This is a genomic window from Rhodococcus sp. NPDC057529 (assembly GCF_042802055.1).
Lineage (GTDB): Bacteria > Actinomycetota > Actinomycetes > Mycobacteriales > Mycobacteriaceae > Rhodococcus_F.
In genome coordinates, this window is the sequence record NZ_JBHVEY010000016.1 from 40,456 (window position 1) to 55,160 (window position 14,705).

Consider the following 14,705-nt stretch of genomic DNA (forward strand, 5'->3'; position numbering starts at 1 on the left):
GCCTGTTCGGTGACGGTCGCCTACTGGGCGATTATCCGGGCTAACGAGATATTTTCTGCCTTGGGCGGCGCGACGCTGGCGAACTTGAGTTTGAGGTAGCGGCGCCCTTCGACGTTCATAGCGCCCGTTCGGTGAGGACGCGGCGACGGGACAGATGGCGTTGCCAGGGTGGCCCCGGCGAGCGAACCGAGCGTGAACCGGATCAGCGTCGGGTGGCTGTAGACCAAGGTTTGTGCAAGGCGAGACGAGAGGTGCGACGGTTATGAGGGTTTTGCAGAGTGCACGCCGCGTTGCGTTGCGGTTGGCCGCAACGCGGCGAGCCCAGCCCGAGATCAGAGGTCCCCCAGTTTCCGCCATTGCGGGACACGCGGAAGGTGAAGGACACGAGCGAAGGCCAGCCGGGCACCGTCCTCCTTGCTGGAGGTCTCATGCCTCAGAAGTGTCCTGCCTCAGCATCTGCCGGACACATTGAGCGTTCGACTGTTCCTCGGATCTCTGGCACGTGGGCGTTGGCCGCCGCGACGATCGGACGCGAACCACGTCCGAACATCGCAGACTCACGTTACGTCTGTTGGCACGCCGATCCGCCTCGCGCGAGTCCTGGCCTGCCTGGCCCCTCACCGCCACTTTCAAGGCCATTCGGCATGAGCAGTGACAAGGTTCTCGGTGTCAACAAAGACCAGGCGGCCGTCATCGAGCGCCACCGCCCACCTGCCGACCGGTGCCCACTTGCGGTCGTGGGGGTCGGCCGGGTTTGATATCGCGAAGTCCTCGACAATCACGCCGCACACCAGTCGTTCGCCATCGCAGCGGATTTGCACGTAGGCGCCCACCGCAATACTTGGCGCAGACGCGCCATTCATAACTTCATCAGGCATTAGTAGCTTTCGATTCGGAGATTCTGCGGATGAGCGTCTTCGCTCTACCGCCAGGGTGGCGATCTTGGATCGATGAAGTGCTCTCTTCGTGGAGAGAGCCTGCAGTGGTTTGCAACTCGTTGTTCACCGCAACTCTGAGTATGGCAGACGTCAACGTGACACCGAACGGCGCTCCGCCTGCAATTGGTCTTTGCGACCAGGCCAAAGGGCCGTCAGCTCCATGGTGTTGTCGTCGGCGCTTTCCTGTCATCGAAAACCTCGAAGCGAATTTTCAATCTAGTCGACTTTGAGGGGGCGCCCGGTCATGTCCGGAACAGTAAACAACACGCCCAATGTGACAGCAGCGAGCAACGTCACATAGATGGCGCCGACCATGTTGCTATGTGAGATGCCACCAAGCCAGGTCAACAAGTACGGTGCTGATCCGCCGAACAGAGCGACTGACAGATTGTATGAAATTCCGTGCCCGGTTACCCGCACTCGGGTTGGGAACATCTCGGCGAGAATCGTATTGGTGACGGATGCGTAACCACCTACCAGTGCACCGATGATGATGAGTCCGCACGCCATCAGGGCGAACGAGTTTGATGTGATCATCACGAAGCTCGGCCAGGACAGCACGATCAAACCACCGACACTCACCATCGCGATCGGCTTGCGGCCGATTCGATCGGCAAGGGATGCACCCACGAACTGCACGACAATGCAGGCGCTGAGGGCGATGACAGATGGTGCGAATGCTTCAATTCCGGTGAGCCCCAGACTGTTCTTTGCAAAACTCGGCAAATAGCCAGCCATCAGGTAGAAGGACGCGGCGCTGACCGCTATCAACCAGAACGCCTTCCACATCAGCTTGCGCTGCACACTGCCGGTCAACGCCGCCGCAACCGGATTATGTGCGGCAGAATGCTCTGCGCGCAGGGCGATGAACTGCGGTGTTTCCTCAAGACGCCGGCGAATCCAAAGCCCAGTGATGCCCATGGGAAGCGCGAGTACTAGAGGGATTCGCCACCCCCACGTCTCCATCGATTCGGCGGACAGTGCGATCAGGAGTAGACCCGGAAGTACGCTCCCGACGAGAGCGCCAGAGATCGCCCCGATCTGGATCATCCCCACATTGAAGCCGCGCCGGTTTACGGGGGCATGTTCGGCAATGAATGACACGGCTCCGGACATTTCACCTCCTGCCGCGAAGCCCTGCAGGAACCGCAAAACGATGAGAAGGAAGGGTGCGAGGGCGCCGATCGACGCGTAGCCCGGGAGTAGACCCATCGCTGCTGTGCAACCTGACATGAGAATGACAGTGAATGATAGGACTCGTTTTCTGCCTACCCTGTCTCCTACTGCACCCCATACGAATCCGCCGAGAGGTCGTGCAAAGAAGGCCACTGCAAAGACAGCGAGCGACGAAAGTAAACCAACAGTAGGGTCGACTTCCGGGAAGAACACTGCAGCGAAAGTTGTCGCAAGCACTGCATAGATTGAAAATTCATAGAACTCGACGAAGGTACCTACAGCGCCGCCCAAGACGGTGCGACGAAGTAGTTGGCGGGAACGGCCTTCTTCCGTGACAACGGCCTGGCTCATCCAGATGTTCCTGTCTTCTCAACCTAAAACAGTGGCTGTTACATCGATGGGGTTAACGTTCTCGATGACACACATGCACGCTACATGAGACTTAGTGCACATGGAAGGTATTCTGTGCGCTAGACGTCGGCAGGATTCACGAATGTGCAGAGATCATGTAGGCGCCCGGAGACACAGTCAGAACGATCGCTCTCGTCGATGCGATACGGAAAGGCCTGCAGATGGAGGCGTTATCGATTAGCCACGCCGGCCGATCACGTAGCAGCCGTGCCGCTTGCCGTCGGCCGCCGGCCGGTATCGGTCACGTCGCGGCGCGCCAGGGTTCCAGCAATCAGAGTGGCCAGCGTCTCGCGCAAAGTCGGCACGAAGTCCATCCGCATGCCCGCCAGTACAGGGTCGGCCGCATAGGCTTCGAGCATGCTCGGCGAGGGACGCGAGTGGGTCCAGATCGCTCCGATTACCATTATCGCTTGAGCACAGAAGGCTTCGGCGCGCTCGCCGACCTCAGGGAGATGCGCACGTACGAGCGACGCCAACTCCGAGACATTGTCGGACGCCTCATGCTTGTAGCGTGCCGCCACTTGCGGGGAGATGTTCTGTTCCAGCACACCCGCCTGTGCACTGAGCAAGTCGCACAGGATCCCGCGCCCGATCAGCGACTGACTCAATATGTCTGCGAGTTGCTCACCGCGTTGACCGGGGTCGACCCTAGGGGAGATGCCGACACGCAGCTGCTCCGGCAAGTCGACATTCCATTCGCTCCATGCTGCAGCCAAAAGCTCGAGCAGAATCGCTTCACGGGACTCGAAGTACCGCAGCACGTTGGATTTGGCGAGACCAACACGCCGACTGAGTTCGTTCAGACTGACCGCAGCCACTCCCACCTCATCCAGCATGGCTGCCGCCGTGTCGAGAATGACACGACGTCGAACCTGTCGCTGCTCCTCACTGCGGGCGCGCTGGAAATTGGTCACTGGCCCATAGTACAGACCGGCGGTCTTTTGACATCAGACCGGCGGTCCCTTACTCTCTTAAAAGACCGGCGGTCTATAAAATCGCAATTTGGTCTTCGAGAACAGACAATGGAAGGGCTGCCATGGCCAAGGTTTGGTTTGTCACAGGAAGTTCCCGCGGTTTGGGCCGCGCTATCGTCGAAGCCGCACTGGAGGCCGGCGATCAGGTCGTTGCCACCGCCCGCAGACCTGAACAACTCGACGATCTCGCCGCCCAGTACGGCGACCGAATCCTCCCCCTCGCCCTCGATGTCACCGACAACGACGCCGTCGTGGGAGCCGTGCACGCGGGCCTGACGAGGTTCGGACGATACGACGTGATCGTCAACAACGCAGGGTACGGTGATGTTGCAGCGATCGAGGACGTCACCCTCGACGATTTCCGCGCGCAGATCGACACCAATTTCTACGGGGTAGTGCACGTCACCAAGGCGACTCTGCCGATCCTCCGCAAACAAGGGGCCGGTCACATCTTCCAGGTTTCCTCTCTTGGAGGCAGGCTGGGCACTCCCGGACTGGCCGCCTACCAAAGCGCCAAGTGGGCAGTCGGCGGATTCTCCACCGTCTTGGCGCAGGAAGTTGCCCCGCTCGGTATCAAGGTCACCGTCCTCGAGCCAGGAGGCATGCGAACCGATTGGGCGGGCTCGTCCATGACTATCCCTCCGATCAGTGAGGACTACCAGCAGACGGTGGGCACGTTATCTGAGATGGTCCGCTCGGCGGCCGGATCCGAGGAGATCGAACCCGCCAAGCTGGCCCGCAAGATCCATGACCTCGCCAACCGAGAAGACGCCCCTGTCCGGATTCTGTTCGGCACGCAGGCATACCAGTACGCACAGTCGATCGCTCAGGCGCTCACCGAATCCGACGAGCTGTGGAGGACACTGAGCGAGTCCGTCAACTTCGATTGACGCTGCTGGGTCTGTCCCAGGTCGTAGTCGTATGAACGGACCGATTCGCCCCGACTTATGCCGCGACACTCGCGCGGACCCAACCGTTGCCGAAGCCGGCTCGAACAGAGGATATATATGCGTATCACCGTATTCGGGGCAACCAGCCCCACAGGTCGCGCCTTCATCGATCGAGCCGAGGCCCGCGGCAATGCGACTGTCGCAGTTGTGAGGGACCCCGCACGACTTCAGGACACCACCCCTACATTTACGGTCGTCGGATCAGTGTTCGATCGCGCCGTAGTCCGCGACTCGATCGCTGGATCCGATGCGGTGTTCCTCACGTTGGGGGCCAGGGGTAACCGGAAGTCCCACCTGTACTCGATTGTCACTCAATCCATTGTCGAGGCGATGCGAGCCGAGGAAGTCTCGCGAATTGTGGTCATGTCCGAGGCGGCATATGACCACCACACCACCGGCCTGCTGAACCGCATGATCTCCTTCGCCTACGCGGCGGTCTCGCGGCCGGTGATCAAGGAACGTCGACACCAGGATCAAATTCTCGCCGAAAGCGGGCTGAGCTGGACGATTGTGCGTCCCGGCGTGTTGACCGATTCTGCGGACGAGGAACCTCTCGAACGACGAACCCTCCCGCACGGGCGCCTCACCGACCGCACGGGACGTCTCCAACTCGCGGACCTGGTCCTGAACTCCCTCGACCACCCCGGTACGTACCAGAAAAGTTTGTACCCCTGATCGCGTCCACCTCACCGTGTCGCGACCGGAAACCGACCAGACGAGACCACAAGAGGAGAACAAGGTATGAAGCTCGTAGGCACCACAGCGATCGTGACCGGTGGCTCGAAGGGCATCGGCTACACGGTGGCGGATTACCTGATGGCGCACGGCGCCGACGTCGCCATCACAGCGCGCAATCAGGGTGAATTATCCAGCGCTGCTGCCATACTCACCGATCGTCACGTCGGGCGCCGGGCCATCCCGATCGTCGCAGACGTCAGCAAGTCCGCGGACGTCGAGCGACTGTTCGACACCACGGAGGCCGAACTCGGGCCAGTAGCGATTGTCGTCAACAACGCTGGCAACAGCACCCTGGACACCATTGTCAATCTCCCGGAGGAAGACTGGGATTCTGTCATCTCAACCCATCTCAAAGGAACCTTCCTCGGGACCAAGGCGGCTGTGATGCGGATGAAGGCGAGCGCAACTGCTGGGGTCGTGATCAACACCGGATCGGTAGAGACATTTGGCACCACCCGGGGCAATGCTCACTACACCGCCGCCAAAGCCGGAATCGACAAGTTCACCGAGGTGGCCGCACTGGAAGCAGGTCGACACGGGATTCGGGTGAACACCGTTGCACCGGGTGTCATCCAGACACCCATGGCAGAAAGCGTCACGACGCCCGAGTTCAAGGCAGCTTGGCACCGCAGCTTCGCGATTGACAGGATGGGTGAGCCAGCCGACATCGCGAAAGCGGTTGTCTTCCTGGCCTCCGACTACTCCAGTTGGATCACCGGCACCACTATCCTCGTCGACGGCGGCACACACCTTCGGGGTCTGCCCGACTATGTCGACTACCTCATGCCCGGCACGGAATAGCCGAACGGGTCAGTTAATGAATATGGCGTGAAACAACGATTCCTGTTAATCGCGAGAGCTGTCCCGGTGATGGGCGTCATCGACGCTATTCAGCGTCGTTCCGGCGGTGATGGATGGGCCCCGCTCCACTCCGCAGGGATCGTCCTTCACCGCCGTGTCGTGACGCGACAATTTCCGCCACGATGGAAACGGCGGTCTCGGCGGGCGTATGAGCACCCAGGTCGAGACCGATCGGACTGTGCAGGCGTGCAAGTTCGTCCCGCCCGAGTCCGGCTTCTCTCAACTGCTTTACCCGGTCTTGATGGATGCGCCTTGATCCCATTGCACCGATATATCCGAGGTGGGGGAGGCGTAGAGCTACGTCGAGTAATGGGATGTCGAACTTTGGATCGTGCGTGAGGATGCAGAGAACGGTATTTTCGTCGACACGGCCCGCTGTGACCTCCGCCGACAGGTGTCGGTGAGGCCATTCGACGATGAGTTCGTCGACATCGGGAAAGCGGTCCCGTGTAGCGAAGAGCGTCCGCGCGTCACACAGCGTGACGTAGTTTCCGAGTAGCCGGCCTTGCCGGGCGACTGCGGATCCGATCTCGGTAGCACCATAGATGATCATCCGCGGTGTAGGCGCCATGACTTCGACAAAGGCGGATATGGTGGACTCTCCCCCGTCGGTTAGCTGCATTACCTCACTTCGACCGACGCGCATCAGTTCACGCACCTGCTCGACGAAGACAGCATCCAGGTGTGCGGATCCCGTGGAACCCGTGTGATCGTCAGTCGAGACTGTCAGGTGCCTGCCGCGGTGCTGCAGCGACGGGTGTTCGAGCACCGTCGCGACCGCAACCATTCGGCGGCATTTCACGTCGTCGCGCAGCCGGATCAGATCTGGTCGGTCCGCCGGCGTCAGTTGTTCGACGAGGATTTCCATCTCGCCGCCGCAGGGCAGGCCGACTTCGAACTCATCGTCGGCGAGCCCGTACCGCTCGATCACTGGGGCGCCCGTAGTAAGCACTGTCGCGGCGACGTCATGGACTGCGCCCTCTATGCACCCCCCGGACAGGGAGCCGACTGCGCTGCCATCCGCACGCACGAGCATTGCGGTACCCGGCGCTGCAGGTGCCGACCGGGAGGTTCGCACGATGGTCGCGAGTGCGCAGGGTTCATCAAGCTCGAGTTGTCTGACAAGCGCGTCAAGGACGGCGCGCATAGGTACCCCTCCGGTGCGAAGCAGTCGTTCGTGAAGGACCCCGGTGCCCCGTCTGCCTTTAAGAGGCCGTGACGGGCACCGGGGTCGGGTACGAGACTCGACAGTGGTTCGGTGCGCTAGCTACTCGCGTTCTCCACGAACGAATTGTTGATGAACCTCTCACTTGGAGGGAGCGTTAGGTCGGCGGGCAGTGCGCCGACAGACTTGGCCCAGTCCACCGTGTTGTTGAGCAGCTCATCGGTCAGGAGGCCGTCAGCGTTCTTGAACGGTGCATTTGCTATGGCCCACTGCCCACTCCAGCTGTCCCCGAACAGTTTCTGCACGTCAGGGGTGAACATATCGTAGACCGTCTGGGCGTCACTGCCACTGGCCTGGATGTCTTTCAACGCCTGAATCATACCGGTGACGAAGCCTTGGACCCGATCAGGATGCTCGTCGATGAACTTCTGGGTGGTTGCGAAAGAGGAACCGAGCTGGGGGCCCCAGTAGTCTTTCGTGACAGCCGGGTCGCTCATGTTGAGTACGACGTAGCCGACCCCGCTGTCGACGGCCTTTGCTGCGGTGGTTGCGTCCATCGTCACCAGGTCGATGCGATCGGCCTGCAGTGCGGCAAGTATCGCCGCCTGCGAACCGAGAGCAGCACGCTCGGTCTGGTTCCAGTTGACACCGGACTTCTCGGCAACGGTCTGAAGGTAGAAGGTGCTGCTGGTGCCCTCTCGTGCGTAACCCCAACGCGAGTCCGCGAAACTCGCGATGTCGGTCCCGTGCTCAGCTTCGAGACCCTTTGCCGCGATGACGGCACTGCCGCTGGACGGAAGCGGTACGAAGATACTGACGAGGTCTGCGTTTTGCGCTCCGGCCCTGATCATGTCGAGTCCGCCGACCGCGGCGATGTCAACGGAGCCACCCGACAAGGCGGCCAGGGCATCTACGCCTGTCGCGAACTCTTGGGTCTCCACATCGACGCCCTGCTTGGCGAAGGCGCCGGACCCGTCGGCGGCCAGATAAGGGGTGAGGGATACGTTGGGCCCCCCAGGGAGGGCGACCTTGACGGCCCCCGCAGCCGAGTCGCCGCCAGAGCTGCAAGCGGTGAGGGTGGCGGCGAGAATTCCGCCCAATGCCAGGAGCAACAGGCTCGCGGACTTGGTACGTGTCCTTCGGATGGACATGATGGAACCTTTCTGAGGTGGGCCGCTGCGCGACGCGGCAACGTGCTCCGATGCGGGGGGGCAAGTGGCGACGGACACAAAGTTTCGAAGAGTTAGGCAGGGGCGGGCATCGCAGCGCGGCTTCGCTGCACTTCACCGCGCAGCTGCTCCCAGATCTCGTGGTGGAGGTCGACGAAAGCCGGATCGAAGCGGATCTCGAGGAGGTCCCGTGGACGTTCAAGAGGGATCGCGTAGTCGCCTATCACCTTTCCCGGCCCCGCTGACATAACAAGTACTCGATCGGACAGGCCGACGGCCTCCTCGAGATCATGGGTGATGAAGAGCACCGTGGGGCGGTTGACCGACCACAGGTCGAGAAGGTCGTTTTCCATCAGGTTGCGGGACTGGACGTCGAGCGCGCTGAAAGGCTCGTCGAGCAGGAGGACCGCGGGCTCGTACACCAGGGTCGCCGCGATGGCCACTCGCTTGCGCATGCCACCGGACAGCTGGTGCGGGTAGGAGGACGCGAAGGCCCCGAGTCCGACCCGCTCGAGCCATGCCGTTGCCCGCTCCTCAGCTTCCTTGCGAGGAACGCCACGGAACCGGAGGGGAAGCATGACGTTCTGCAGGGCCGTTCGCCAGGGAAGCAGAGCATCCTTCTGGAAGATGAGGCCTACGTCTTTCCGAACTCCGGAAACCTGCTGTCCGAGCACCGACACCGAGCCGGACTGTGGCTTCGCCAGACCGGCGATGAGCGCGAGCAGCGTGGACTTTCCACAGCCCGATGGGCCGACGACGGAGACGAATTCACCTCGCTGCGCGGTGATGTCTACACCTCGCAACGCAGTGAACACTCCACGGGCGGTGTCGAATCGGCGGTCGATACCGCGGAGGTCGAGGGCGGGGGCATCCGTATCTTCAGCCTGGCTGGCAACGGTAGTCGATGTGGTCATGTTGACACTCCCTATTCCGGCAGCCATTTGGTTGCGCGCCGCTCGATTGATCCGACGATGGTGAAGATGAGGAGGGCGACGAGCACGACGACGACGATCGCAGCCCAGATGGAATTGACGTTCAGCGATGCCTGGCCCATGACGACTCTGTACCCGATGCCGGACGTGGCGCCGACGAATTCGGCCACGATGGCGGCTGAGAACGCATATCCGATTGTCGTGCGGGTGGTGCTCAGGATCCACAAGGTCAGTGACGGGAGGTATACCTGCCGGCCGAGATCGAGGCCACTGGCTCCCATCAGGCGCATGTTCTGCGTCAGTTCGTCGGGGATCTCGCGGAAACCGGTGGCGATCGTGACTGCGACCAGCACGACGACGGCCAGGATGACCATCAGCAGCTTCGATGTGGTCCCGAATCCGATGACCACAATGAGCAGAGGGTAGAGCAGTAGGCGCGGCATCCCGTTGAAGAAGATGATGAAGGGTTCGGCAACGTCCCGAAAGAATGCATTCAGGCCGAGTGCTGCGCCAAGGAGTGCTCCTGCGACCAGGCCGATGAGATAGCCCGTGATCAATACGACCAGCGTTGCCTGAAGGTCGGTCACCAACTCGCCGGAGTCCCACCAGATGCGCAGCTCGTGGGCGATTAGGCTCGGTTCTCCGACCACCGTTCGATCGATCATGCCCTGTTGGGCCAGTAGCTGCCAGAGCATCACGGCCGCGAGGACAGTACCGATTTGCGCTGCAGTCATCAGCAGGCGGCCCAGCAGGCGGCGGCTTCGGTGCCGGGAAAGTTCCGCACTACTGCTCTCGGTGAAGGCTTCGCCGCTGTCGTTGGGCCCCGAGGATAGCGGCAGTGTGCTGTCGGTCTTGTTTGCGGTGGTCACTCAGAACACCCTCCATCGGGATACATGGGCCTCAAACCGTACGAGTGCGCGGTCGAGGATCACTGCAATGACGGCCACGAGGAGCAATCCAGCGACCACGTCGTCGGTGCGGAGCTGCTGCTGTGCCGACGCGATTTCGTAGCCGATTCCTTGGTTGGCGCCGAGGTACTCTGCGACGACAGCGGCGAGGAGCGCCCAGGCGCTACTGAGTCGGAGTCCCGCGATCACCCAGGTCAGAACCGCGGGAGCATAGACTTCCTTCACAAGCGCGAATCGGCGTGCGCCGAGCAGCCGCGCGTTATCCACGAGTGACTTATCGATCGCTCCCAGGCCGGCGTACAGGCCGTGGAAGATGATGAAGAAGATCGCCATCGAAACGAAGTACACCTTCGACTGCAGGCTGATACCGAACCACACGATAAACATCGGGGCAAGGACGACGATCGGCAATGCGTTCGCGGCCGCGACGAAAGGCGCCACGAAGCGGGCGAGAAGGGGCACGGGAACGATGATTGCAACCAACACGACGGCTGCTGTAACACCGAGGAGAAACCCCAGCACGGCTTCTTGAAGTGTGATGAAAAGTGCGCTTCCCCACTCGCCTTCACTGAAGGCAACCCAGAACGACTCGACTACGGCACCGGGGGTTGAGAATACGAGCTCTCGTGCCGGGCTACTGGTTCCGAATAGCTGCCAACCCGCGATCAGAGCGGCCAGTACTCCAATCCGCGTCATCCAGACGACGACTGCCCGGCGGGAGATCCGCCGGGTACGGTCCGCCGACGCCGGCTCGGCCCATGGGTCGGACGTCGAGACCTCGGACACTTCCTTCTCTGTTGTCACGCTCATTGCACCAACTCCGACGAAAAGAACAGGGACGCGCGTCGCAACGCATGACCAATGTCACGAAGTAACATCATGTGAGACATCATGCAGTGAGAGGTGGATCACGTCAAGAGGGAGGGATGAATCGCCACACCCCCGACTTCTGCCGTGCACCAGACGTGCGGATGCCCGCCGACGGGACATGCCTGCTCCATCTTCCCCACCAGCTCCTTCGCTGAAACTGCATAGGGGGCCTAACAAATAAGGCCGCGCATTCGGTCAGTGAAGACGGCAAGATGAAGGTGAGGTCGGGCCCGGCGAGAACAAGCAGCGAGTGGCGGTACTAGGCAGAGCAGGGCAAGCGCTCGCAGACCCCATCTGCAATCGCCGAGGCGGCGCTACGGCCCGCAGTGGAGCGTGACTTGCTTCCGCGGGGGCGATCCACCGCCGACGGGAGGGATCCCACCTCAGGTACCTATGAGTCGCCCCTCGACGCGCGCAACACTTTGCACAAATTACACTGCGTGTGCCGTTATGCACTGTTGGCCACGACTTGGACGAACGAGCAGGACCTGGCCGTTAACTGCCGACACCGCCCGATGCCCCGGGGACCGGAGAGGCGGGCTTCCTTTTGCGCGTGACCGGAACCGCTCGACTTCTGGACTGTCACATAATTCACAGATAGTGTCATTTCCGTTCGGGCTGACGACCCTCTGTCGCGAATCCAGCCCCAGCACACTTCCGAGGAAAGGACCAAACACCGATGACAACACACTCCACTGCAGAACCTCAGGTGGTCACTACTGCTCCGTTGTCGTCCCTCTCAGTGGGGGAGGTGAAAGTCACGTTCCTCCCCGACGGGATCCACCATGTCGAAGCGCACACGCAGTATCCCGACACCGAGGCTGGTACCTGGCAGGAACATCCCGAGGTGTTCGACGACGAGGGGCTGCTCGTCATGAGTGTGGGCAGCTTCCTGATCCAGACTCCGGAACATAACGTCCTCGTCGATGCCGGCTTCGGCCCTGGACGGGTCGATATCGGCGCCATCACTGCAGGGGCCTTCCGGGGCGACCTCATCGGTGGAGAGATGCTGGAAAGCCTCGCCACGGTGGGACTCACCCCGGAAGACATTGATGGAATCGTCCTGAGCCACCTTCACCTCGACCATGTCGGGTGGATCCCCTCCCCGTCGGACGCCAAGTCGCCGACGTTCCCCAACGCTCGCTATTTCATGGATACCCGCGAACTCGCGTACTGGGTGGGCGAGACGGACCCCCTCGAGCGAGCCAAGGGGGCATCCGACGAGCAGATCAATCTGATTCGCCGGGCGCTCACGACGACTGACGGCGAGGCGGACATCTTTCCCGGTATCCGCGTGATACCCACGCCCGGACATACCTTCGGCCACGTCTCGGTCCTCGCCCATTCCGACGAAGGGCGCGTCCTGGTGTTGGGCGATGCTCTGCACTGCCCTGTCGAACTCCAGCACCGCGGTATGGCTTTCGTGTTCGACCACGATGCCGAGCAAGCGACTGCGAGCCGGGCGATGATCGAGAAACTACTTCATGAGCCGGACACCTACTTCGCCGGTGGGCACTTTCCGAACAAGGTGTTTGGCCGCCTGGCCGATGGAGATGCGTTACACACCCACGCGCTGCACTACATTCACGACTAGCACGCCGGAAGGTAGAACCATTCTCCGCAGAATCCGCTGGCCCTTGCGCCGAGCGGATTCTGCGATGCAGGGAGTGGATATGTCGAGCGGCCGTGCAACACGGTGATCTTGTTGTGGGGCTAGTGAGCCGAACCTGCCCCGGAGGGTGGTGCGGCTCACGTGCCCAACAACTGCTCCGTGCACTGTCACGGCCTGGCTTTGCGTCATCCAGGGGCCTGTGTCAGCTCTCCTGGCCCCTCCCCAAACGGCCATGCTTCCATCCAGCAGTCACTGCCGAGGTAAACGAAGGATCTGTTGTCTCGCTCCTGCCCGGTGTCGGGGTTTCGCCAGACACCGTCGTCCGATAGATGCCAGCCGTCGTGCCGTGCCTCACTGCGCCAGTCGAACACATATTCTGTCACCGCCATAACGGATCCTCCGTGTCTATCTCGTGATGTCAGTATCTCTCCCCGGCACGGCCGAGCAACGTCGCCGAGCGTGAGCACCGAGGTGTGCTACCCGGACTGGGACTACACGAGATCAGCGCTGGACAGCGCTGATCTCCAGAAACTCCTCAATGCCGTGACGCCCCAGTTCACGTCCGATACCGGAGCGTCGGAAACCGCCAAAGGGTGCTAGGGCATTGAACCGTGCCCCGTTGACGTCGACCTGGCCGGTCCGCATCTGTTGTGCGTACGTCAGGGCCTTGTCCTCGTCCTGCGACCAGATCGCGCCGGCAAGCCCGAACTCGGAGTCGTTGGCGATCGCCACCGCATGATCGAGCCCGTCGTGCGGGATGATCGTCAGAACGGGGCCGAAAATCTCCTCCTGTGCGAGGCGCGCTGCAGGATCGACGTCGGTGAAGACCACGGGCGCAACGTAATAGCCACCGGGGTGACCACCGTCGTCCACGGTCCCCGTCGCCAGCAACCGCAACCCGTCCGCTTTGCCTGCACGAACATAAGCCTCGACTGACGCTTTCTGCTCGGCAGATGCCAGCGGACCGAGACGGGTACCGTCCGCCAGCGGATGCCCGACCGGCATGCGTGCGATCTCGGTAGTGACCAGTTCCTCGACCTCGCCGAGTTTGCTGCGTGGTACCACCAGACGGGTCCACGCAGTGCAGGTTTGTCCGGAGTTCATCAGTCCGTGCCGCACCGACGAACGCACCGCGGTGGACAGGTCCGCATCCTCGGCGATGATGCTCGCCGATTTCCCCCCGAGTTCCAGTGAGACCTTGGTGATGTTCGCTGCTGCGACCGCCGCGACACGCGCGCCAGCGGAAGTGGATCCGGTGAAGGACACCGCTTCGATACCTCGGTGGCCAGCGATTGCCTCGCCCACGGTCCGACCCGCACCGGGTAGGACATTGAGGAGCCCGTTCGGCATACCTGCTGCAATGGCGGCCTCAGCCAGGTAGAAGGCGCTCATCGGGGCAATGTTGCTGGGCTTGAGGACAATCCCACAACCGGCCGCGATTGCCGCCCCAACTTTTGCGACGATCTGATGCAGTGGATAGTTCCACGGCGTGATGGCGCCGACGACGCCGATAGCGTGGCGGTTGACGACGGAATGCCCGATCGCTTCGCTGAACGCGACGTCCTTCACCGATTGCGAGAAGCCTCGCAGCACAGAGACCGGCAGGCCCACCTGCAGCACGGTGGACGTGCGCAGCGGCGTCCCGACTTCCAGTGCCGCCGTGCGCGCGATGACACCGCTCCTTACCTCCAGTTCGTCGGCGAGCCGGTCGAGCAGCGCGGCGCGCTCCTCGACCGAGGACCGGGACCACTGGTCTGTTGCGGCCTGCGCGGCGTGCACAGCCACGTCGACGTCCTCTGTGTCTGCCTGAACGACCGACGCTAGGACCTCACCGTCCCCGGCATTCATCACCGGAACCATCGGATGCCGCGAGCGCGGTTCGACCCACGCTCCGTTGATGAAAAGCAGCTCTCGCTTGTCGACCGCAAGGGTCAGGTCCTGGTCCGTCGTGGTAGTCACGGAAGCTCCCTATGTGCGAACGTTGAGGAAAGGATGGATCAG

At 61.8% G+C, this 14,705-nt stretch carries 13 protein-coding genes; 4 read left to right on the forward strand and 9 right to left on the reverse strand.

All coding sequences use genetic code 11. From position 1 onward, the window contains the following. Nucleotides 1-629: 629 nt before the first annotated feature. From ACFU5V_RS28240 to ACFU5V_RS28250, 3 genes are all read right to left on the reverse strand, one after another. The gene (locus ACFU5V_RS28240) at nt 630-878 is read right to left on the reverse strand and encodes a hypothetical protein (RefSeq protein ID WP_378703196.1); all 249 of its coding nucleotides are present in this window, start codon (nt 876-878) and stop codon (nt 630-632) included. A 276-nt stretch (nt 879-1,154) separates the two neighbouring features. Beyond that, complete coding sequence (locus ACFU5V_RS28245) at nt 1,155-2,465, reverse strand: MFS transporter (RefSeq protein ID WP_378703197.1); 1,311 nt, start codon at nt 2,463-2,465, stop codon at nt 1,155-1,157. Nucleotides 2,466-2,719: 254 nt separating this feature from the next. Next, nucleotides 2,720-3,439: a TetR family transcriptional regulator gene (locus ACFU5V_RS28250; protein WP_378703198.1), complete on the reverse strand. Its 720-nt coding sequence runs from the start codon at nt 3,437-3,439 to the stop codon at nt 2,720-2,722. A 122-nt stretch (nt 3,440-3,561) separates the two neighbouring features. On the opposite strand from ACFU5V_RS28250, the gene ACFU5V_RS28255 reads away from it, so the two are divergent. The 3 genes from ACFU5V_RS28255 to ACFU5V_RS28265 all read left to right on the forward strand — a co-directional run bounded on the left by ACFU5V_RS28255 (nt 3,562) and on the right by ACFU5V_RS28265 (nt 5,988). Next, complete coding sequence (locus ACFU5V_RS28255) at nt 3,562-4,389, forward strand: SDR family NAD(P)-dependent oxidoreductase (protein ID WP_378703199.1); 828 nt, start codon at nt 3,562-3,564, stop codon at nt 4,387-4,389. Nucleotides 4,390-4,506: 117 nt separating this feature from the next. Beyond that, nucleotides 4,507-5,124 (forward strand): NAD(P)-dependent oxidoreductase, encoded by a 618-nt coding sequence (locus ACFU5V_RS28260; protein ID WP_378703331.1) that lies wholly within the window; start codon nt 4,507-4,509, stop codon nt 5,122-5,124. A 66-nt stretch (nt 5,125-5,190) separates the two neighbouring features. Beyond that, entirely contained in the window at nt 5,191-5,988 is a 798-nt protein-coding gene (locus ACFU5V_RS28265; protein WP_378703200.1) for an SDR family NAD(P)-dependent oxidoreductase, read from the forward strand. Between the two features lie 85 nt (nt 5,989-6,073). On the opposite strand, the gene ACFU5V_RS28270 is transcribed toward ACFU5V_RS28265, so the two are convergent. The 5 genes from ACFU5V_RS28270 to ACFU5V_RS28290 form a co-directional block, all read right to left on the reverse strand. Further along, nucleotides 6,074-7,195 (reverse strand): XdhC family protein, encoded by a 1,122-nt coding sequence (locus ACFU5V_RS28270; RefSeq protein ID WP_378703201.1) that lies wholly within the window; start codon nt 7,193-7,195, stop codon nt 6,074-6,076. A 116-nt stretch (nt 7,196-7,311) separates the two neighbouring features. Further along, nucleotides 7,312-8,364, reverse strand: coding sequence for an ABC transporter substrate-binding protein (locus ACFU5V_RS28275; RefSeq protein ID WP_378703202.1), 1,053 nt, complete (start codon nt 8,362-8,364; stop codon nt 7,312-7,314). A 92-nt stretch (nt 8,365-8,456) separates the two neighbouring features. Then, a complete protein-coding gene (locus ACFU5V_RS28280; RefSeq protein WP_378703203.1) occupies nt 8,457-9,296 on the reverse strand; it encodes an ABC transporter ATP-binding protein in 840 nt (279 codons plus the stop codon). A gap of 11 nt (nt 9,297-9,307) precedes the next feature. After that, a complete protein-coding gene (locus tag ACFU5V_RS28285) occupies nt 9,308-10,183 on the reverse strand; it encodes an ABC transporter permease (RefSeq protein WP_378703204.1) in 876 nt (291 codons plus the stop codon). Continuing rightward, entirely contained in the window at nt 10,184-11,032 is an 849-nt protein-coding gene (locus tag ACFU5V_RS28290; RefSeq protein ID WP_378703205.1) for an ABC transporter permease, read from the reverse strand. It lies immediately after the preceding gene. Nucleotides 11,033-11,843: 811 nt separating this feature from the next. On the opposite strand from ACFU5V_RS28290, the gene ACFU5V_RS28295 reads away from it, so the two are divergent. After that, nucleotides 11,844-12,686 (forward strand): MBL fold metallo-hydrolase, encoded by an 843-nt coding sequence (locus ACFU5V_RS28295; protein WP_378703206.1) that lies wholly within the window; start codon nt 11,844-11,846, stop codon nt 12,684-12,686. A 519-nt stretch (nt 12,687-13,205) separates the two neighbouring features. Here the strand turns inward: ACFU5V_RS28295 and ACFU5V_RS28300 are convergent. Then, complete coding sequence (locus tag ACFU5V_RS28300) at nt 13,206-14,663, reverse strand: aldehyde dehydrogenase family protein (RefSeq protein ID WP_378703207.1); 1,458 nt, start codon at nt 14,661-14,663, stop codon at nt 13,206-13,208. Between the last annotated feature and the right edge of the window lie 42 nt (nt 14,664-14,705).